The sequence below is a fragment of the Streptomyces sp. E2N166 genome (genome assembly GCF_003671715.1).
Classification (GTDB): domain Bacteria; phylum Actinomycetota; class Actinomycetes; order Streptomycetales; family Streptomycetaceae; genus Streptomyces; species Streptomyces thinghirensis.
On the sequence record NZ_RAIF01000031.1, the window covers coordinates 921,362 to 939,937 of the forward strand.

General features: G+C 70.3%; 19 protein-coding genes, 5 tRNA genes and 1 pseudogene. 18 read left to right on the top strand and 7 right to left on the bottom strand.

What is annotated here, in order from left to right:
- Nucleotides 1-2,228, bottom strand: a 2,228-nt coding sequence (locus tag EBH09_RS26245) for a nitrate- and nitrite sensing domain-containing protein (RefSeq protein ID WP_153182717.1), incomplete at its 3' end; no start/stop codon positions are given.
- Nucleotides 2,229-2,829: 601 nt separating this feature from the next.
- Here EBH09_RS26245 and EBH09_RS26250 point away from each other — a divergent pair.
- The 9 genes from EBH09_RS26250 (at nucleotide 2,830) to EBH09_RS26290 (ending at nucleotide 6,880) form a co-directional block, all read left to right on the top strand.
- Entirely contained in the window at nucleotides 2,830-3,018 is a 189-nt protein-coding gene (locus tag EBH09_RS26250) for a hypothetical protein (RefSeq protein ID WP_193776563.1), read from the top strand.
- Nucleotides 3,019-3,188: 170 nt separating this feature from the next.
- The gene (locus EBH09_RS26255; protein WP_121749355.1) at nucleotides 3,189-3,965 is read left to right on the top strand and encodes a fumarylacetoacetate hydrolase family protein; all 777 of its coding nucleotides are present in this window, start codon (nucleotides 3,189-3,191) and stop codon (nucleotides 3,963-3,965) included.
- A complete protein-coding gene (gene gltX / locus EBH09_RS26260) occupies nucleotides 3,958-5,442 on the top strand; it encodes a glutamate--tRNA ligase (protein ID WP_121749356.1) in 1,485 nt (494 codons plus the stop codon). The genes EBH09_RS26255 and gltX overlap by 8 nt, the downstream gene beginning before the upstream one ends.
- 99 nt (nucleotides 5,443-5,541) lie before the next feature.
- Nucleotides 5,542-6,276 (top strand): HAD family hydrolase, encoded by a 735-nt coding sequence (locus EBH09_RS26265; RefSeq protein WP_121749357.1) that lies wholly within the window; start codon nucleotides 5,542-5,544, stop codon nucleotides 6,274-6,276.
- A 93-nt stretch (nucleotides 6,277-6,369) separates the two neighbouring features.
- Nucleotides 6,370-6,441: transfer RNA gene (locus EBH09_RS26270), tRNA-Gln, on the top strand.
- A gap of 39 nt (nucleotides 6,442-6,480) precedes the next feature.
- A tRNA-Glu gene (locus tag EBH09_RS26275) sits at nucleotides 6,481-6,553 on the top strand.
- Between the two features lie 62 nt (nucleotides 6,554-6,615).
- A tRNA-Glu gene (locus EBH09_RS26280) sits at nucleotides 6,616-6,688 on the top strand.
- 20 nt (nucleotides 6,689-6,708) lie between these two features.
- Nucleotides 6,709-6,780: transfer RNA gene (locus EBH09_RS26285), tRNA-Gln, on the top strand.
- A 27-nt stretch (nucleotides 6,781-6,807) separates the two neighbouring features.
- Nucleotides 6,808-6,880, top strand: a tRNA-Glu gene (locus EBH09_RS26290).
- A gap of 311 nt (nucleotides 6,881-7,191) precedes the next feature.
- Here EBH09_RS26290 and ndgR read toward each other — a convergent pair.
- The gene (ndgR, locus tag EBH09_RS26300) at nucleotides 7,192-7,908 is read right to left on the bottom strand and encodes an IclR family transcriptional regulator NdgR (protein ID WP_121749358.1); all 717 of its coding nucleotides are present in this window, start codon (nucleotides 7,906-7,908) and stop codon (nucleotides 7,192-7,194) included.
- Nucleotides 7,909-8,105: 197 nt separating this feature from the next.
- On the opposite strand from ndgR, the gene leuC reads away from it, so the two are divergent.
- The 4 genes from leuC (at nucleotide 8,106) to EBH09_RS26320 (ending at nucleotide 11,439) form a co-directional block, all read left to right on the top strand.
- Entirely contained in the window at nucleotides 8,106-9,536 is a 1,431-nt protein-coding gene (gene leuC, locus EBH09_RS26305) for a 3-isopropylmalate dehydratase large subunit (protein ID WP_121749359.1), read from the top strand.
- Between the two features lie 5 nt (nucleotides 9,537-9,541).
- A complete protein-coding gene (leuD, locus tag EBH09_RS26310) occupies nucleotides 9,542-10,135 on the top strand; it encodes a 3-isopropylmalate dehydratase small subunit (protein ID WP_121749360.1) in 594 nt (197 codons plus the stop codon).
- A gap of 276 nt (nucleotides 10,136-10,411) precedes the next feature.
- Nucleotides 10,412-10,642, top strand: a complete 231-nt coding sequence (locus EBH09_RS26315; protein ID WP_121749361.1) for a hypothetical protein — start codon at nucleotides 10,412-10,414, stop codon at nucleotides 10,640-10,642.
- A 137-nt stretch (nucleotides 10,643-10,779) separates the two neighbouring features.
- A complete protein-coding gene (locus EBH09_RS26320) occupies nucleotides 10,780-11,439 on the top strand; it encodes an HU family DNA-binding protein (protein WP_121749362.1) in 660 nt (219 codons plus the stop codon).
- A gap of 150 nt (nucleotides 11,440-11,589) precedes the next feature.
- On the opposite strand, the gene EBH09_RS26325 is transcribed toward EBH09_RS26320, so the two are convergent.
- Both EBH09_RS26325 and cofC read right to left on the bottom strand, forming a co-directional pair.
- Nucleotides 11,590-11,793: a hypothetical protein gene (locus tag EBH09_RS26325; RefSeq protein ID WP_121749363.1), complete on the bottom strand. Its 204-nt coding sequence runs from the start codon at nucleotides 11,791-11,793 to the stop codon at nucleotides 11,590-11,592.
- A 9-nt stretch (nucleotides 11,794-11,802) separates the two neighbouring features.
- Nucleotides 11,803-12,441 (bottom strand): 2-phospho-L-lactate guanylyltransferase, encoded by a 639-nt coding sequence (gene cofC, locus EBH09_RS26330; protein ID WP_121749364.1) that lies wholly within the window; start codon nucleotides 12,439-12,441, stop codon nucleotides 11,803-11,805.
- Nucleotides 12,442-12,584: 143 nt separating this feature from the next.
- Here cofC and EBH09_RS26335 point away from each other — a divergent pair, with 143 nt between their 5' ends.
- The 3 genes from EBH09_RS26335 to EBH09_RS26345 all read left to right on the top strand — a co-directional run bounded on the left by EBH09_RS26335 (nucleotide 12,585) and on the right by EBH09_RS26345 (nucleotide 15,686).
- Nucleotides 12,585-13,418 (top strand): lysophospholipid acyltransferase family protein, encoded by an 834-nt coding sequence (locus tag EBH09_RS26335; RefSeq protein WP_121749365.1) that lies wholly within the window; start codon nucleotides 12,585-12,587, stop codon nucleotides 13,416-13,418.
- Nucleotides 13,415-14,425: an NAD(P)H-dependent glycerol-3-phosphate dehydrogenase gene (locus tag EBH09_RS26340; RefSeq protein WP_121749366.1), complete on the top strand. Its 1,011-nt coding sequence runs from the start codon at nucleotides 13,415-13,417 to the stop codon at nucleotides 14,423-14,425. The genes EBH09_RS26335 and EBH09_RS26340 overlap by 4 nt, the downstream gene beginning before the upstream one ends.
- Nucleotides 14,426-14,528: 103 nt before the next feature.
- Entirely contained in the window at nucleotides 14,529-15,686 is a 1,158-nt protein-coding gene (locus tag EBH09_RS26345) for a D-alanine--D-alanine ligase family protein (protein ID WP_121749367.1), read from the top strand.
- Between the two features lie 92 nt (nucleotides 15,687-15,778).
- Here the strand turns inward: EBH09_RS26345 and EBH09_RS39975 are convergent.
- Together EBH09_RS39975 and EBH09_RS26355 are read right to left on the bottom strand one after the other, a co-directional pair.
- Nucleotides 15,779-15,921: pseudogene (locus EBH09_RS39975) on the bottom strand (DUF3515 domain-containing protein); the annotation flags it as partial.
- Nucleotides 15,918-16,151 carry an Lrp/AsnC ligand binding domain-containing protein gene (locus EBH09_RS26355; protein ID WP_053137604.1) on the bottom strand — a complete coding sequence of 78 codons (234 nt, stop codon included), beginning with the start codon at nucleotides 16,149-16,151 and terminating at the stop codon, nucleotides 15,918-15,920. The pseudogene EBH09_RS39975 and the gene EBH09_RS26355, both read right to left, overlap by 4 nt.
- Nucleotides 16,152-16,378: 227 nt before the next feature.
- Here EBH09_RS26355 and EBH09_RS26360 point away from each other — a divergent pair, with 227 nt between their 5' ends.
- Together EBH09_RS26360 and thiD are read left to right on the top strand one after the other, a co-directional pair.
- Complete coding sequence (locus EBH09_RS26360; RefSeq protein ID WP_121749368.1) at nucleotides 16,379-17,347, top strand: thiamine-phosphate kinase; 969 nt, start codon at nucleotides 16,379-16,381, stop codon at nucleotides 17,345-17,347.
- Nucleotides 17,344-18,141: a bifunctional hydroxymethylpyrimidine kinase/phosphomethylpyrimidine kinase gene (gene thiD / locus EBH09_RS26365; RefSeq protein ID WP_121749369.1), complete on the top strand. Its 798-nt coding sequence runs from the start codon at nucleotides 17,344-17,346 to the stop codon at nucleotides 18,139-18,141. The genes EBH09_RS26360 and thiD overlap by 4 nt, the downstream gene beginning before the upstream one ends.
- Nucleotides 18,142-18,319: 178 nt before the next feature.
- Here thiD and rpmB read toward each other — a convergent pair whose 3' ends face one another.
- Nucleotides 18,320-18,505: a 50S ribosomal protein L28 gene (gene rpmB / locus EBH09_RS26370; RefSeq protein WP_013000438.1), complete on the bottom strand. Its 186-nt coding sequence runs from the start codon at nucleotides 18,503-18,505 to the stop codon at nucleotides 18,320-18,322.
- Nucleotides 18,506-18,576: the final 71 nt, after the last annotated feature.

An 18,576-nucleotide genomic window follows, 5' to 3' on the forward strand; every position in this document is an offset into this window, starting at 1 on the left:
ACACCGGCCGCGGCCTGAGCGGCGGCCGGACCGCCGTTGCCCGAGGCGGGCTGCCCCGGCTTGGGCTGCGGCTTGCGGCCGCCCTGGGCGACGTCGACGGGCAGCATGACCAGCGCGGTCGTACCACCGGAGTCGGACGGGCGCAGCTGGATGCGGATGCCGTGGCGCTGCGACAGGCGGCCGACCACGAACAGACCCATGCGGCGGGAGACGGAGACGTCCACGGTCGGCGGCGAGGCGAGCCGCTCGTTGATCGCGGCCAGGTCCTCCGGCGAGAGGCCGATACCGGTGTCGTGGATCTCGATCAGCACGCGGCCGTCGGGCAGCGCGTGACCGGTGACCTTGACCTTGGTCTGCGGGGAGGAGAACGAGGTCGCGTTCTCCAGCAGCTCGGCGAGCAGGTGCACGAGGTCGTTGACCACCCGTCCGGCGACCTCGGTGGTCGGCACGGAGGACAGCTCGATGCGCTCGTACTGCTCCACCTCGGAGGCGGCGGCGCGGAGCACGTCGACCAGCGGGACCGGGCGGGTCCAGCGGCGGCCCGGCTCCTCACCGGCGAGGACGAGGAGGTTCTCACCGTTACGGCGCATGCGGGTCGCGAGGTGGTCGAGCTTGAACAGCGAGGACAGCTGGTCCGGGTCGGCCTCGCGGGACTCCAGTTCCGAGATCAGCGACAGCTGGCGCTGGATCAGGCCCTGGGAGCGGCGCGAGAGGTTGGTGAACATCGCGTTGACGTTGCCCCGCAGCAGGGCCTGCTCGGCGGCGAGGCGGACCGCCTCGCGGTGCACGTCGTCGAAGGCCGCGGCCACTCGGCCGATCTCGTCCCGGGAGTGCACACCGACCGACTCCACCGAGGTGTCGACGTCCTGCGGGTCGGTCTCGGAGAGCTGCTTGACCAGCTCGGGCAGGCGGTCCTGGGCGACCTTGGTCGCGGTGTCCTCCAGACGGCGCAGCGACCGGATCATGGAGCGGGCCACGACGAAGGCGCCGACCAGGGAGACGCCGAGCACGAGCAGGATCAGCACACCGGAGATGATCGCTTCGCGCTCCGACTCGCTGCGCAGCTCGCGGGCCTGCTGCTCCATGTCCTCCAGCAGCTTGAGCTCGATGTTCTTCATCTGCTGGATCTTGGTGGAGCTGTCGTCCAGCCAGTCCTGGTAGGACCGGGTCTTGAGGTCGGCCAGGCCGTTGACCTGGCCGAGCGCGCGGCCGGCGTACTGGTCGGACGACTCGATCACCGGGTTGCCCTCGGAGATCGGCTTGAGGAGTTCCTCGGCGCCGTCGCCGTAGATGCTGGTGAAGCTGCGGACCTCGGAGGTCTGGCTCTGCAGCGCCGACTGGGCGTAGAGCCGGTCGTTCTCGGAGAGCTTGCCCTTGCTGGTGGTGTTCGCGGGCAGCGCGGCCGCGAGGACCGCGCGCTGGATCGACGCGTACTCCTTGGCCGAGGAGAAGGCCGACAGGGCGCGCGTGCGCTGGATCATGTCGGGGTTGCTGGTCGCCTCCGCCATGTCCTGCGAGAGGTCGAGCAGGTGGGTGATCAGGCGGTGGTAGGCCTCGACGGTCTGGGTCGAGTTCTCCTTGGCCTGATAGGCGGTGCTGCGGATCTTGTTCAGATCGTTCAGGTCGCTGGCGAGGCCGACGAGGCTGTCGCGGACACCGACGAGGTTGCCGTCCTTGCTGGCGGCGTCGATCTCCTCGGACTGGTCGAGGAAGTTCTTCAGGGCCCGGTCGGTCTTCTCCCGGTCGCCCTTGACCGCGATCGCGCTGGACGTCGAGCCGTGCGCCAGGGGACCGGCGGACTGGTCGCGCTCCTCCTGGAGCGCGGCGGCCAGCTCGGTGGCCTGCTTGGTCATCTCGGTCAGCAGCTTCATGTTGTCGAGCTGCTGGATGTCGTCCATCGACTGGTTGATGCGCAGCGCGCCGAGCGAGGTGGCCGCGACCACCGGAAGCGCGAGCAGCGACACCAGACGGGTGGAGATCCGCCAGTTGCGCAGGGCTATTCGCGGGCCGGGGCCGGTCGAGCCCTTGGCCGGCTTCGCGGGCGGCTTCTGGCCGGCGGCGGACGACGTCCCGGCCTGACCGGGGCGGTCGCCGTTGTCGCCGGACTGGGCCTGGCCCGGGTTCTGGGCGTGCTGGGGCGAGGAGCTGACGGCCTTGGGGCCAGTCCCGCCGTGCTGCGGCTCCGGCTCCGCCGAAGCGCTGCCATCCCTCTTGAAACGTCCCTGCACTAGCGTCGCAACCTCTGGACCAGGCGCCCTTCCGCGTGAACGGACGGGCACGGTGTCGGCGTCATAGGGGCGCCCTGAATACGCCCCCGTGGTGGTCGTGAGTGACCGGCGCTGGTTCCCCCATCTCGCCGCCGTTCGGCGCTGGTGTGCGCCCCCTGTGCGCCGGATCGATCCCGCAGCGGTCCGTGGAATTCCAGCACAGTGCAGGATCTCCAACAAGGCCCATGGGGCAGCCCGTGACATAGGTGACAGCACGTGAGGGGCGAGTCACCGGACGTAGAAAATGATCACCCGCAAAACGGACGTATGTCCGCGAGTCGTCGACGTCCGGTAGGTGTCCCAGTCGACATGATCAGGAGCGGAATGATGGGTTCAGGTGGGCAATGTCGCTTTCGTCGCAGTGGTGCGGGAGCCTGAATTGACCGATTTGACCCTTGATAAGTGAGCAAACTCACACCTGGATCAAGGGTCTCGCTCGGGTTGACGGGGAATCGCATGTTTAGCCTGACGCTTTACAGAGAAGGCAAAACCGACAACCCGCGCCCTCGCAAGGGCTCTTGCGGCCCCCAGGCGCCCGGATACGACAGGGTCTCGTACAACCGTGAAGACGACGATGATGTTCCACAAGATCGCCAACCCGCGACGCACGACGCTGGCGCACCTCGACGGTGCAGACGACCTGCGGACGCCGGAGCAGCCGGAGCACGCCGTCGAGCTCCCCGCCCAGACCGCCAACCCCCGGCGCACGACGCTCATGGAGATGCCGGTCGCGGCCTCCGCCGCAGAGTAGTACGTCACCCGGCCGCCGAACGTTCAGGGCGGCCGTACGGGCACACGGGCGCCCGCGCGCCGAACCGCCGCCCCCGGGGCCACGGGACGTAATGCGCGAGGCGCCCCCGCCTTGCCGCGTTAGCCTGGAGCGTCAGACTCCAGCCAGCTCAGCAAGGGGCCAAGCAACCCGTGCGCATCGCCAGGTTCTCCATCGACGGGAACGTCGCCTTCGGCGCGGTCGAGGGCGACCAGCCGGACCAGCTCGTCCTCGACATCATCAAGGGCATCCCGTTCGCGGACTTCGAGCTCTCCGGCACCAAGGTGCCCCTGAGCAAGGTGCGGCTCCTGCCGCCCGTTCTCCCCAACAAGGTCGTCGCCTTCGGCCGCAACTACGCCGAGCACGCCCGTGAACTCGGCAACGAGGTGCCCGACGCCCCGTTCGCCTTCTTCAAGCCGTCCACCTCGGTCATCGGCCCCGGCGACGCCATCCAGTACCCCTCCTTCTCCGAGGAACTGCACCACGAGGCCGAGCTCGCCGTCGTCATCGGCCGCATGTGCCGCGAGGTCCCGCGCGAACGCGTCAAGGACGTGATCTTCGGCTACACCTGCGCCAACGACGTCACCGCCCGCGACGTGCAGCGCCGCGAGAAGCAGTGGGCCAGGGCCAAGGGCTTCGACTCCTCCTGCCCGCTGGGGCCCTGGGTGGAGACCGACCTGGACCCGGGCGATCTCACCATCCAGCTCACGGTCAACGGCGCCCAGCGCCAGCTCGGCCGCACCAGCGAGATGATCCACTCCATCGAGGATCTGATCGTCAACATCTCCGAGGCGATGACGCTGCTCCCCGGCGACGTGATTCTCACGGGCACCCCGGCCGGCGTCGGCCCCCTCAACGTCGGCGACGAGGTCGCCGTCAGCATCGAAGGCATCGGCACTCTCACCAACAAGGTTGTCAAGCGTGGCTAGCGCACCCGGCTCCCCCGTACGCGTCCGTTTCTGTCCGTCCCCCACCGGCAACCCCCACGTGGGCCTGGTCCGCACCGCCCTGTTCAACTGGGCGTTCGCCCGGCACCACCAGGGCACGCTGGTCTTCCGCATCGAGGACACCGACGCGGCCCGCGACTCCGAGGAGTCGTACCAGCAGCTTCTGGACTCGATGCGCTGGCTGGGCTTCGACTGGGACGAGGGCCCCGAGGTCGGCGGCCCGCACGCCCCGTACCGCCAGTCGCAGCGCATGGACATCTACCAGGACGTCGCCGCCAAGCTCCTCGACGCCGGCCACGCCTACCGCTGCTACTGCTCCCAAGAGGAGCTGGACACCCGCCGCGAGGCCGCCCGCGCCGCCGGCAAGCCCTCCGGCTACGACGGCGACTGCCGCGACCTGAGCGAAGCGGCTGTCGAGGAGTACGTGGCGCAGGGCCGCGAGCCCATCGTCCGCTTCCGGATGCCCGACGAGGCGATCACCTTCACGGACCTGGTCCGCGGCGAGATCACGTACCTCCCGGAGAACGTCCCGGACTACGGCATCGTCCGCGCCAACGGCGCCCCGCTCTACACGCTCGTCAACCCGGTCGACGACGCCCTGATGGAGATCACCCACGTCCTGCGCGGCGAGGACCTGCTCTCCTCCACCCCGCGCCAGATCGCCCTGTACAAGGCGCTGGCCGAGCTGGGCATCGCCAAGGAGACCCCCGCCTTCGGCCACCTGCCCTACGTCATGGGCGAGGGCAACAAGAAGCTCTCCAAGCGCGACCCGCAGTCGAGCCTGAACCTCTACCGGGAGCGCGGCTTCCTCCCCGAGGGCCTGCTCAACTACCTCTCCCTGCTCGGCTGGTCGCTCTCCGCGGACCAGGACATCTTCTCGATCGAGGAGATGGTCGCGGCCTTCGACGTCGCCGACGTCCAGCCCAACCCGGCCCGATTCGACCTGAAGAAGTGCGAGGCGATCAACGCCGATCACATCCGCATGCTGGAGGTGAAGGACTTCACCGAGCGCTGTCGCCCGTGGCTGAAGGCCCCCGTCGCCCCCTGGTCGCCGGAGGACTTCGACGAGGCCAAGTGGCAGGCGATCGCGCCGCACGCGCAGACCCGCCTGAAGGTCCTCTCCGAGATCACGGACAACGTCGACTTCCTGTTCCTGCCGGAGCCGGTCTTCGACGAGGCGTCCTGGAACAAGGCGATGAAGGAGGGCTCGGACGCCCTGCTCCGCACCGCCCGCGAGAAGCTGGACGCGGCCGACTGGACGTCCCCCGAGTCCCTCAAGGAGGCCGTCCTGGCCGCCGGCGAGGCGCACGGCCTCAAGCTCGGCAAGGCGCAGGCCCCCGTCCGTGTCGCCGTCACGGGCCGGACGGTCGGCCTGCCCCTCTTCGAGTCCCTGGAGGTCCTGGGCAAGGAGAAGGCGCTGGCCCGGATCGACGCGGCGCTGGCGAGGACGGCCGCGTAACGCACGCGTGCATGTGCAGGGGCGGCGTCCGGGCTTCCGGGCGCCGCCCCTGCGCCGTACGGGCGGACGCCGCGGGCCCGACGGCGCTACCGTCGGATCATGAGCATCCGCGCCGTGGTCTGGGACGTCGACGACACCCTCTTCGACTACACCACCGCCGACCGCGAGGGCATGCGCGCCCATCTGGTGGCCGAAGGGCTCCTCGTCGGGTACGGGTCGGCCGAGGAGGCCCTCGTGCGCTGGCGGGAGATCACCGAGCAGCAGTGGGCCCGCTTCGCGGCCGGCGAAGTCGACTTCGTCACACAGCGCCGCGACCGCACCCGGGTCTTCCTGGGCCGGCCGGAGCTGACGGACGCCGAGGCCGACGACTGGTTCCGGCGCTACGTCACCCACTACGAGGCCGCCTGGTCCCTCTTCCCGGACGTGCTGCCCGTCCTCGACGCCCTCGCCGCCAGCCATCGGCACGCTGTGCTCTCCAACTCCAGCCTGACCGTCCAGGACCGCAAGCTGCGCGTGCTCGGCGTGCACGACCGCTTCGAGGCCATCCTGTGCGCCGCCGAGCTGGGCGTCTCCAAACCCGATCCCGGCGCCTTCCTGGCGGCCTGCGACACCCTTGGCCTCGCCCCGCGGGAGGTCGCCTACGTCGGAGACCACCCGGAGATCGACGGCCGCGGCGCCGCCGACGCCGGTTTGCTGTCGGTGTGGATCGACCGCGGCGGCGTCTACGCGACCGTCGACCCGCCGGTCGGGCCGCGCCGTATCGCCTCGCTCTCCGAACTCCCCGCGCTCCTCGGCGCCGATACCCGTTTTGGAGCCCCGTCCACCTTCGGGTAATGTTCTTCCTGCGCCGCCGAGGAGCGGGCCGAAAGGGCCGGGAACCGGAAGCGCAACGCTAGAACAAGATCCCCCTCGGGGCTTGCGTTCCAGTGGCCTATGGTGTAATTGGCAGCACGACTGATTCTGGTTCAGTTAGTCTAGGTTCGAGTCCTGGTAGGCCAGCTCGCAGAGCTTATCTGCGCCGCGGATCACATCCGCAAAGCCCCCGTTGTGTAGCGGCCTAGCACGCCGCCCTCTCAAGGCGGTAGCGCCGGTTCGAATCCGGTCGGGGGTACAGATCCTTCCCGCGAGGACAGTCAGGGTAGCTCCCGCTGACCTCGATGCAGGATCGCTAGGGCCCCCGTTGTGTAGCGGCCTAGCACGCCGCCCTCTCAAGGCGGTAGCGCCGGTTCGAATCCGGTCGGGGGTACAAACTGGTCTAAACCACATTGGTCTATGGTGTAATTGGCAGCACGACTGATTCTGGTTCAGTTAGTCTAGGTTCGAGTCCTGGTAGACCAGCTCGGATCTGCGGAAACGCAGCTCCTCGCCCCCGTTGTGTAGCGGCCTAGCACGCCGCCCTCTCAAGGCGGTAGCGCCGGTTCGAATCCGGTCGGGGGTACGAGTCCCAAGGGGGCTCCCGCTCAGGCGGGAGCCCCCTTCGGCGTTCACCCGATGCCGTGCCGTCGCGCCGACTCCGGCTCCCGCCGGGCCACCTCGTGCGTCAACTCCGCGTACGGTGCCATCAGTTCGGCGTCCCAGGGATGGTCCGCCCCCTTCAGCGCGGCCCGGCGTCTCCAGCATCCGGTCCACCGGTCGGCGGTGCGGGCGGCGCCGGAGAAGGCGCGAGGAAGGGCAGGCGCGGGCCCGGGGGAGGGGCCGCCGCGGCGTTGAGGCGGGCCCCTTCCCGGTCACGTGCCGAAGTGGGTGCGGTCAGCCCGTGCGGCGCAGGGCCTCGGAGAGGCGGCCGGCGGCGTCGATGATGGCCTGGGCGTGCATGCGGCCCGGGTGGCGCGTCAGGCGCTCGATGGGGCCGGACACGGACACGGCGGCCACCACGCGGTTGGAGGGGCCGCGCACGGGCGCGGAGACGGACGCCACGCCCGGCTCCCGCTCGCCGATGGACTGGGCCCAGCCGCGGCGCCGCACGCCGGACAGGGCCGTCGCCGTGAAGCGGGCGCCCTGCAGCCCGCGGTGCAGGCGCTCGGGCTCCTCCCAGGCCATGAGGATCTGCGCCGAGGAGCCGGCCTTCATGGTGAGCGTGGAGCCGACCGGGACCGTGTCCCGCAGGCCCGAAAGGCGCTCGGCCGCGGCCACGCAGATGCGCATGTCGCCTTGGCGGCGGTAGAGCTGAGCGCTCTCGCCCGTGACGTCGCGCAGGTGGGTGAGGACCGGGCCCGCCGTGGCGAGCAGGCGGTCCTCGCCGGCCGCCGCGGCCAGTTCGGCCAGGCGCGGGCCGAGAATGAACCGGCCCTGCATGTCGCGCGCCACCATACGGTGGTGCTCCAGCGCCACGGCCAGGCGGTGGGCCGTGGGTCGTGCCAGTCCGGTCGCACCGACCAACCCCGCGAGGGTGGCCGGGCCGGACTCCAGAGCGCTCAGGACGAGGGCCGCCTTGTCCAGAACGCCGACGCCGCTACTGTTGTCCATGAAACGATACTCCCGTCTCACTCTGTGAAACGCAAGTTCAATTTTCCATGGAACCCGCCACTCTTGATGGCAGGAAGTCACAACGGCCCGTGATGAGTGGGCCTGGTGGCGGTTGCCCGGAAACACAGGGGTGAGGGCACCGCTTCCCCAAGATCTCTAGTTGGGCCGGCGCTTTGTCGTCGGCCGGAGGGAAAGCGATGGGTAGGACACTCGCGGAGAAGGTCTGGGACGACCACGTCGTCCGGCGCGCCGAGGGCGAGCCCGATCTCCTCTTCATCGATCTGCACCTGCTGCACGAGGTGACCAGCCCGCAGGCCTTCGACGGCCTCCGCAAGAGCGGCCGTCCGGTGCGCCGGCTCGACCTGACCATCGCCACCGAGGACCACAACACCCCGACGCTCGACATCGACAAGCCCATCGCCGACCCGGTCTCCCGGGTCCAGCTGGAGACCCTGCGCAAGAACTGCGCGGACTTCGGCGTCCGGCTGCACCCGCTGGGCGACGTCGAGCAGGGCGTCGTGCACGTCGTCGGACCGCAGCTCGGCCTGACCCAGCCCGGCACCACCGTGGTCTGCGGCGACTCGCACACCTCCACGCACGGCGCCTTCGGCGCGCTGGCGTTCGGCATCGGCACCTCCCAGGTCGAGCACGTGCTGGCCACCCAGACGCTGCCCATGGTCCGTCCCAAGACCATGGCGATCACCGTCAACGGCGAACTGCCCGACGACGTCACGGCCAAGGACCTGATCCTCGCGATCATCGCCAGGATCGGCACCGGCGGTGGCCAGGGCTACGTCCTGGAGTACCGGGGCGAGGCCATCGAGAAGCTCTCGATGGAGGCCCGGATGACCATCTGCAACATGTCGATCGAGGCCGGCGCCCGCGCGGGCATGATCGCCCCCGACGAGACCACCTTCGCCTACCTCCAGGGCCGCCCGCACGCCCCCGAGGGCGCCGACTGGGACGCGGCCGTCGAGTACTGGAGGACGCTGCGCACGGACGACGACGTCGAGTTCGACGCCGAGGTCGTCATCGAGGCCGCCGAGCTGGCGCCGTTCGTCACCTGGGGCACCAACCCGGGCCAGGGGGCGCCGCTGTCCGCCGCCGTCCCCGACCCGGCTTCGTACGAAGACGCTTCGGAGCGCTTCGCCGCCGAAAAGGCCCTGGAGTACATGGGGTTGGAGGCCGGGCAGCCGCTGCGCTCCATCAAGGTGGACACCGTCTTCGTAGGTTCGTGCACCAACGGTCGCATCGAGGACCTGCGCGCCGCCGCCGAGATCGTGCGGGACCGCAAAGTCGCCGACGGCGTACGGATGCTGGTCGTACCCGGCTCCGCGCGGGTGGGCCTTCAGGCTGTCTCCGAGGGCCTGGACGTGGTCTTCAAGGAGGCCGGCGCCGAATGGCGGCACGCGGGCTGCTCGATGTGCCTGGGCATGAACCCGGACCAGCTGGCCCCGGGGGAGCGCTCCGCGTCCACCTCCAACCGCAACTTCGAGGGGCGGCAGGGCAAGGGCGGCCGCACCCATCTGGTGTCGCCGCAGGTCGCGGCCGCGACGGCGGTCCTGGGCCATCTGGCCTCCCCGGCCGACCTGACCGCCGCCGACGTTCCCACGCCCGCTGGAGTCTGAGAGTCATGGAAGCATTCACCACGCACACCGGCCGGGCCGTCCCGCTGCGGCGCAGCAACGTCGACACCGACCAGATCATCCCCGCCCACTGGCTCAAGAAGGTGACGCGGGACGGGTTCGAGGACGGGCTGTTCGAGGCCTGGCGCAAGGACCGGGAGTTCGTGCTCAACCGGCCCGAGCGCGAGGGCGCCACGGTCCTGGTCGCCGGCCCCGACTTCGGCACCGGCTCCTCCCGTGAGCACGCCGTCTGGGCGCTGCAGAACTACGGCTTCAAGACCGTGATCTCCTCCCGCTTCGCCGACATCTTCCGCGGTAACTCGCTGAAGAACGGCCTGCTCACGGTGGTCCTCGACCAGAAGGTCGTGGATGCCCTGTGGGAGCTGACGGAGAACGACCCGCAGGCCGAGGTCACGGTCGACCTCCAGGCCCGTGAGGTCCGCGCGGAGGGCATCACCGCCTCCTTCGAGCTGGACGAGAACTCCCGCTGGCGGCTGCTGAACGGGCTGGACGACATCTCGATCACCCTCCAGAACGAGGCGGACATCGCCACGTACGAGGCGAAGCGCCCGTCGTTCAAGCCGCAGACCCTCCAGGCCTGACCCGGGGCCTCTTCGGAGGCACCCCGCAAGGTCGAGTTTCGGCCACCCAACACCCCGGCTGTACCCCCGATCGGCCCGATCGGGGGTACAGCCGTTTCTGCTGCCGGTCGCGTGTGTCTGTTACGGATGTGTCGCTCAACTTCCCACGTTAGAGGCGTGGTTGCTGGGGTACGCAGATCCTGGAGGCGCGGCTTCCGTGTGTGCCCGGGGGGCCGTTCGAGGCGGCAGTTGCCCCCTGCGCAGGCGACAACTCGCCCCAGATGGCACAATCTGTGCATGGAACACGACGGCCAACTCGAGCTCTATACGGCGGTCGCGGTCCGGCTCAAGGAAGCGCACACAAGAGTGCGCGCACTGCAAGTCCCGGAGGGCGTACGGATGGCGCTGACCCGGAAGCTGCTGGTCATTACGGCCGCGGCCAAACACGATCTCGCGGGTGCGGCAAGGCGCCTGGATCGGTTCACCGCCGACCTCGACGAGGGCCGATTCCCCGAAGAGGAAGGCTGAACAGGCCGGGATCGCCCGAGTCCGTTGCGGCACAAGGGTGATTAGCCCGTTTCGTGTTTGATTTGCGGTATATATCTGCCTAACGTGCGAAAAAGCTTGAACACATTCGTTCTGGCGATGTCTCCGAAGGGGAAGACGTGAACAAGGCGCAGCTCGTAGAAGCTATTGCCGACAAGCTGGGCGGCCGGCAGCAGGCCGCCGACGCTGTCGACGCGGTCCTGGACGCCCTCGTCCGTGCGGTGGTCTCGGGCGACCGGGTCTCGGTGACCGGCTTCGGTTCCTTCGAGAAGGTCGACCGTCCGGCCCGCTACGCCCGCAACCCTCAGACGGGCGAGCGGGTTCGGGTCAAGAAGACCTCCGTGCCGCGCTTCCGCGCGGGCCAGGGCTTCAAGGACCTGGTGAGCGGCTCGAAGAAGCTCCCGAAGAACGACATCGCGGTCAAGAAGGCCCCCAAGGGCAGCCTGTCCGGCCCGCCGCCCACCATTTCCAAGACCGCGGGCAAGAAGGCCGCCGCCAAGAAGGCCACGGGCGCCGCGAAGAAGGCCACGGGCGCGGCCAAGAAGACGACCGCCACGGCGAAGAAGGCGACCGCGAAGAAGACCGCCGGCGCGGCGAAGACGGCGACGGCGAAGAAGGCCCCCGCCAAGAAGTCCACCGCCAAGAGCACCACGGCGGCGGCGAAGAAGTCCACGGCCAAGAAGGCCCCCGCGAAGAAGGCGACGGCGAAGAAGGCTCCGGCCAAGAAGTCGACCGCCCGCAAGACCACCGCCAAGAAGGCCACCGCCCGCAAGAAGTAGCAGGTAGCAGCCGGTAGCAGCCGGCGACCGGGCACAGGGGCACTCACGCGCCGGGCCGGACTCCCTCTCGGAGTCCGGCCCGCGGCGTGTTCGGGGCCCCGTGGGTCCCGCGGGCCCGGCGGGTCGGAACGACGAGAACGGTCAGGACGATCAGAACGTCTGGAGCGTCACCAGCGTGATCCGGCGCTCCGCGCCCGCGCCCTCGGTCTCGATCCGCACCCGTTGTCCGGGCCGCAGCAGTCTCAGGCCCCCCGCGTCGAACGCCGCCGCGTCGAAGGGCACGGGCGTGCCGTCGTCGAGCAGCACCTGCCCGCTGCGGTTCTCGGGGTCGTACGTGTATGCGGTCGCCTGCATGCCGGCAGCCTACTGCCCGGCGATCAGCAACCGCGCCGCCACCGCGGCCGTACGGGGCCCCACCCCGAGCGCCAGCGCGATGCGCAGATCGCCACCGGTGTCGACGTCCTGCCGTACGGAATCCACCGCGCCGAGCCGCAGTTCCACCGCGCCGGACGCGCGGTGCCGGGCCCGGGAATCCGTACCGAATACGGGGGCCAATTCACGGCCCGGTGCCGCGGCCAGCAGGGTCGTTCCGATTCCGGCCGCGTCCGGCAGAAAAGCGCGCGGGAATTGTGCTGCCGCCGCCAGGACGCGCGCCAATTCCGCCGGCCGCAGTGCGGGCAGATCGGCGTTGAGCGCGGCCACCGGACTTTCGGGTCGTGCCGCCCGTACCGCGGCCGCACCGTGCGCCAGGGCCGCGTTCAGGCCGCCGCCGGGCTCGTCCGCGACGACCCTCGCGCCCAGCGCCGCCAGCTCCCGTCCGGCCCGCGCGTCGTCCGTGACTACTGCCACATCCGCCACCGCCGGGCAGGCCAGCGCGGCTCCGACGGTGTCCTGGGCGAACGCCAGCGCGAGGTCCGGCCGTACCCCTTCGTCCGCGGTGTCCGACAGCCTGCTCTTGGCCCGGGCGAGGGGCTTCACGGGTACGACCAAGGTCCACTGCACGGGCGTTCAGTCCTTCTCTCGTCGCTGTCATTGTCACCTGGGGGACCTGGCGGTTCACTCTCCGGGGCGTACGGTGTTCTCGACAGACGGGCGGCCCGGGGCGACACTTGTCCGGCCCCAGGCCCTGGAGGAAAGGTGTCAGCGTGCCCCGCCGCAGAATCGGCTTCTGGTACCGCTTCGCCGCGGTGATCTGCAAACCGCCGCTGGTGGTTCTGATCAAGCGGGACTGGCGGGGAATGGAGAACATTCCGGCCGACGGTGGATTCATCACCGCCGTGAACCACAATTCGCACGTCGACCCCTTCGCGTACGCGCACTACCAGTACAACACCGGGCGTGTCCCGCGATTCCTGGCGAAGAGCGGCCTTTTCAAAAAAGGATTCGTCGGTGCCGCGATGCGGGGCACCGGACAGATCCCCGTCTACCGCGAGAGCACGGACGCGCTGAGCGCCTTCCGCGCCGCGATCGACGCCGTGGAGCGCGGCGAGTGCGTCGCCTTCTACCCCGAGGGCACCCTCACCCGCGACCCGGACGGCTGGCCGATGACCGCCAAGACCGGTGCCGCGCGCGTCGCCCTGCAGACCAAGTGCCCGGTGGTCCCGGTCGCCCAGTGGGGCTGCAACGAACTGCTGCCGCCGTACGCCAAGAAGCCCAGCCTTCTCCCGCGCAAGACCCACCGCGTGCTGGCGGGCCCGCCGGTCGACCTGTCGCGGTTCTACGACAAGGAGATGACCACGGAGCTCCTGAAGGAGGCCACCGAGGTCATCATGGCCGCCGTCACCCGCCAGCTGGAGGAGATCCGCGGCGAGAAGGCGCCCGAAACCCCCTACGACCCGCGCCGGGAGCGGATCGAGCAGCGGCGCCGGACCCAGGCACAGCACCAGCAGACACAGCTCCAGCAGACACGGCTTCAGCAGCCGCCGAACGGGCAGGCACAGTCCCGGCGGTCGCAGCAGGCAGAAGGGCAGAGCACGTGAGCAACCCGGTCAAGGCGGCCGTCTTCGGCACCGGATCGTGGGGCACGGCCTTCGGCATGGTCCTCGCCGACGCGGGGTGCGACGTCACCCTGTGGGGGCGCCGCGCCGAACTCGCCGACGCCGTCAACTCCACTCGGACCAACCCGGACTACCTGCCCGGCGTGGAACTCCCCGCGGGCCTGCGGGCCACCACCGACGCCGCCGAGGCCGCGCGGAACGCCGACTTCACCGTCCTCGCGGTGCCCTCCCAGACGCTGCGCGCCAACCTCGCCGACTGGGCACCCCTGCTGGCGCCCGGCACGATCCTGGTGTCCCTGATGAAGGGCGTCGAACTCGGCTCCGCGATGCGGATGAGCGAGGTGATCGACGACGTCGCCAAGGTCGGCGCCGAGCGCATCGCCGTGGTCACCGGGCCCAACCTGGCCCGGGAGATCGCCGCCCGCATGCCGGCCGCCGCCGTGGTCGCCTGCCCGGAGGAGTCCGTCGCCCAGCGCCTCCAGACCGCCTGCCACACGCCGTACTTCCGCCCGTACACCAACACCGACGTCATCGGCTGCGAACTCGGCGGTGCCGTCAAGAACGTGATCGGGCTGGCCGTCGGCATCGCGGACGGCATGGGCCTCGGCGACAACGCCAAGGGCTCCCTCATCACCCGCGGCCTCGCCGAGACCACCCGCCTCGGTGTCGCCCTCGGCGCCGACCCGCTGACCTTCTCCGGACTGGCCGGTCTCGGCGACCTGGTGGCGACCTGCTCCTCACCGCTGTCCCGCAACCACACCTTCGGCACCAACCTGGGCAAGGGCATGACCCTCCAGGAGACCATCGCGGTCACCAAGCAGACCGCCGAGGGTGTCAAGTCCTGCGAGTCGGTGCTCGATCTGGCCCGCAGACACGGCGTCGACATGCCGCTCACCGAGACGGTCGTCGGCATCGTGCACGAGGGCAAGCCTCCGGTGGTCGCCCTCAAGGAGCTGATGTCGCGCAGCGCGAAGCCGGAACGACGCTGAGCGACGCCGGGCGACGCCGGAACGGAACTTGGGCGTCCAACCGCGCCACGCGGCCCCGCCGACGCTGTCTCGCGGCCCTGCGGGCGGGTACTCTCAACGCGATATGAGCACCGAGAACCTCCCCCAGAGCCCCGAGCAGCCGCCTCGCAAACCGCGTGTGGCCGTCGTGTTCGGCGGGCGAAGCTCCGAACACGGGATCTCCGTGGTCACCGCCGGCGCCGTCCTCGCGGCCATCGACCGGACGCGGTACGACGTCCTGCCGATCGGCATCACCAGGGACGGCCGCTGGGCCCTCACCGCCGACGAACCGGAGCGCATGGCGATCACCGAACGCCGTACGCCCGACGTCGAGGAACTGGCCGAGTCGACCGAGGGCGGCGTGTTGCTGCCCGTCGACCCCGCCAGCCGCGAGGTCGTCTACAGCGAACCCGGCTCGGTACCCAAGGCGCTGGGCGAGGTCGACGTCGTCTTCCCGGTGCTGCACGGCCCGTACGGCGAGGACGGCACCCTCCAGGGCCTGCTGGAGCTGTCCGGTGTGCCCTACGTCGGCGCGGGCGTGCTCGCCTCGGCCGTCGGGCAGGACAAGGAGTACATGAAGGCGGTGTTCACCTCCTACGGGCTGAAGGTCGGCCCGTACGTGGTGGTCCGGCCCCGCGAGTGGGAGCAGGACCGTTCCGGCGCCCGCGAGAGGATCGTGGACTTCGCCGGCGAGCACGGCTGGCCGCTGTTCGTGAAGCCCGCGCGCGCGGGTTCCTCGATCGGCATCACCAAGGTCGACGACCTCTCCGGACTCGACGAGGCGATCGAGGAGGCCCGGCGCCACGACCCGAAGATCCTCGTGGAGGCGGCGCTGCGCGGCCGGGAGATCGAGTGCGGGGTGCTGGAGTTCGAGGACGGCCCCCGCGCCTCCGTCCCCGCCGAGATCCCGCCGCCCTCGGAGCACGCGTACTACGACTTCGAGGCCAAGTACATCGACTCGACGCCCGGAGTCGTGCCCGCCCCGCTCACGCCCGAGGAGACCGCCGAGGTCCAGCGGCTCGCCGTCCAGGCGTTCGACGCGGCCTCCTGCGAGGGCCTGGTGCGCGCGGACTTCTTCCTCACCGAGGACGACGAGTTCGTGATCAACGAGATCAACACGATGCCCGGCTTCACGCCGATCTCCATGTACCCGCAGATGTGGCAGGCGAGCGGCGTGAGCTACCCGGAGCTGGTGGACCGGCTGGTCCAGGCGGCGCTGCGGCGGTCCACGGGACTGCGCTGACGTCCTGCTTCGCGCACGCCCGGAAGGCGGTCCCCTCGGGGATCGCCTTCCGCAGTATGATCAGCGGGTTTCCCCGGCCCGCCGCCCGTCGGTGGCAGCGCCTTGTCCGGGTTCCGGAACAGCTTGGTGACCTTGTCTCCGGGCGGGGAACCACCGCCGACCCGCTGTCGTCTGCCGAGGAGCAGCCTGCGACGGCGATCAGCAGAGCGAGAGCGAGCGGGCGGAAGGGGGTCAGAGATGAACGACCGGGCAGGTCAGAGTACGGGTGATGCCGTCCACTTGCTGGACCTTGGCGACCACCATGCGACCCAGGTCGTCGACGGTGTCGGACTGGGCACGGACGATGACGTCGTAGGGTCCTGTCACGTCCTCGGCCTGGATCACTCCAGGGATCTTGCTGATCGTCTCGGCGACGGTCGACGCCTTGCCGACCTCCGTCTGGATCAGGATGTACGCCTGTACCACGGAACCTCCAGAGCGGCCACGAGGATCATGTGGGGAAAAGGAACGCCACGGTATCGCGTCACCGCTCTTCGCGGGGAGACCCGCGGGACGCGGGCCCCGCGTGCCGGGGTACCGGAATGACACGAGTTGACGATCACGCCGACCGCGGTGACGGTCATTTCGACCGTAACGAGTACAGAGATGACGCGCGACCGGGCACGGACAGGGACGGAAGGGGAGCCAAGGCGATGAAGGGCACTGTTGGTGAGCTGGGGGAGTTCGGGCTCATCAGGGAGCTCACCTCCCGTCTCACCACCACCCCGGCGGTCCGGGTCGGCCCCGGCGACGACGCCGCCGTGGTCGCCGCGCCCGACCGCCGGGTGGTGGCCAGCACCGACATCCTCGTGGAGGGACGGCACTTCCGCCGGGACTGGTCCACCGCGTACGACGTGGGCCGCAAGGCGGCGGCGCAGAACCTGGCCGACATCGCCGCCATGGGCGCCGTACCGACCGCACTGCTGCTCGGCCTGGTCGTACCCGCCGAACTGCCGGTGACCTGGCCGACCGAGCTGATGGACGGGCTGCGCGACGAGTGCCAGGTCGCGGGCGCCTCCGTGGTCGGCGGCGACGTGGTGCGCGGCGACACCATCACCGTCTCCATCACCGCGCTCGGCGACCTGCGCAACCAGGAGCCCGTCACCCGAGGCGGCGCCCAGCCCGGCGACCTCGTCGCGGTGACCGGCTGGCTCGGCTGGTCCGCGGCCGGGTTCGCCGTGCTGTCCCGGGGTTTCCGCTCGCCGCGTGCCTTCGTCGAGGCCCACCGCCGCCCGGAACCGCCGTACCACGCGGGGCCGGCCGCCGCGGGTCTCGGCGCCACCGCGATGTGCGACGTGAGCGACGGACTGATCGCCGACCTGGGCCACATCGCGGAGGCCAGCAAGGTCAGGATCGACATCCGCTCCGGCCAGATCGACATCCCGTCCCAGATGAACGACATCGGCCAGGCCGTCGGCGTCGACCCCATGCAGTGGGTGCTCACCGGGGGAGAGGACCACGCGATCGTGGCCACCTTCCCGCCGGACGTGAAGCTGCCCGCCCGCTGGAAGGTCATCGGCGAGGTCCTCAACCCCTCGGCGCTGCCCCAGGTGACCGTCGACGGGGCGCCCTGGACCAGCAAGGGCGGCTGGGACCACTTCGGAGAGGACGTGGAGTCATGACACCGCCCCTGGTTCTCACCGTGGCCGGCTCCGACTCCGGCGGTGGCGCCGGCATCCAGGCCGACCTGAAGACGATGCTCGCCCTCGGCGCCCACGGCATGAGCGTGCTCACCGCGGTGACCGCGCAGAACTCGCTGGGCGTGCAGGGCGCCTGGGAACTGCCCGTGGACGCCGTACGGGCCCAGTACCGCAGCGTCGTGGACGACATCGGCGTCCAGGCGGTCAAGACCGGGATGCTGTCCTCGGCGGAACTGGTCGAGGCGGTCGCCGAGTTGATCGGCGGCACGGACGCTCCGGCGGTCGTCGACCCGGTCGGAGTCTCCAAGCACGGGGACGCGCTGCTGGCGGCCTCCGCGCTGGACTCCGTACGAACCAGGCTGCTGCCGGTGGCGACCGTCGCCACGCCCAACCTCGACGAGGTCGCCCAACTCACCGGCGTACGGGTCGAGTCGGACACCGATCTGCGCCGGGCCGCGACGGCCGTGCTGGAGTACGGGCCGCGCTGGGTGCTGATCAAGGGCGGCCACCTGGCCGGCGACGCCGTCGACCTGCTCACCGACGGCTTTGAGGAGCACTGGCTGCGCGCCCCGCGCCTCGACAACCGGCACACGCACGGCACGGGCTGCACCCTCGCGTCGGCCGTCGCCTGCGGTCTGGCCAAGGGGCGGTCGGTACCCGAGGCGGTCGCGGCGGCCAAGGAGTACGTCACCGGGGCCATCGCGGCCGGATTCGGGCTCGGCGCCGGAATCGGGCCGGTGGACCACGGCTGGGCGCTCGGGCGGGACCACGGCTGAGCGTTCGGGCGGGGTGGGCCCTCCCGCGGCGGGGCGGAGGGGTACGGGGGTGCGTCGGCCGCGTGCGGCCAGGGCTACCGGTCGGCCGTGTTCTCCGGCACGGCAAAAAGCCGGCCCACCCGAGGTGGACCGGCTTCATGCAGCGGACCAGGCAGTGGCCGCGCGCTCAGCTGACGCGTCAGCGCGAGACCTTCCCGGCCTTGATGCACGAGGTGCAAGCGTTCACGCGCTTCGGCGTCCCGCCGACCACGGTACGCACACGCTGGATGTTCGGGTTCCAGCGACGGGACGTACGGCGGTGCGAGTGCGAGATGTTGTTGCCGAAGCTCGGCCCCTTGCCACAGACGTCGCAGTTGGCAGCCACGGGTCACTCCAAAGACTTCAGATGCACTTACGGTTGACCCCGGCATGCCGGGATCAAGGTTCCGGGGCCGC

What these genes read in the sequence shown, in the direction of transcription:
- EBH09_RS26360 (WP_121749368.1), top strand. Translation starts at nt 16,379, where the DNA reads ATGAAGGGCACTGTTGGTGAGCTGGGGGAGTTCGGGCTCATCAGGGAG.
- leuC (WP_121749359.1), top strand. Translation starts at nt 8,106, where the DNA reads ATGGGTAGGACACTCGCGGAGAAGGTCTGGGACGACCACGTCGTCCGG.
- EBH09_RS26325 (WP_121749363.1), bottom strand. Translation starts at nt 11,793, where the DNA reads ATGCAGGCGACCGCATACACGTACGACCCCGAGAACCGCAGCGGGCAG.
- EBH09_RS26265 (WP_121749357.1), top strand. Translation starts at nt 5,542, where the DNA reads ATGAGCATCCGCGCCGTGGTCTGGGACGTCGACGACACCCTCTTCGAC.
- ndgR (WP_121749358.1), bottom strand. Translation starts at nt 7,908, where the DNA reads ATGGACAACAGTAGCGGCGTCGGCGTTCTGGACAAGGCGGCCCTCGTC.
- leuD (WP_121749360.1), top strand. Translation starts at nt 9,542, where the DNA reads ATGGAAGCATTCACCACGCACACCGGCCGGGCCGTCCCGCTGCGGCGC.
- thiD (WP_121749369.1), top strand. Translation starts at nt 17,344, where the DNA reads ATGACACCGCCCCTGGTTCTCACCGTGGCCGGCTCCGACTCCGGCGGT.
- EBH09_RS26315 (WP_121749361.1), top strand. Translation starts at nt 10,412, where the DNA reads ATGGAACACGACGGCCAACTCGAGCTCTATACGGCGGTCGCGGTCCGG.
- EBH09_RS26345 (WP_121749367.1), top strand. Translation starts at nt 14,529, where the DNA reads ATGAGCACCGAGAACCTCCCCCAGAGCCCCGAGCAGCCGCCTCGCAAA.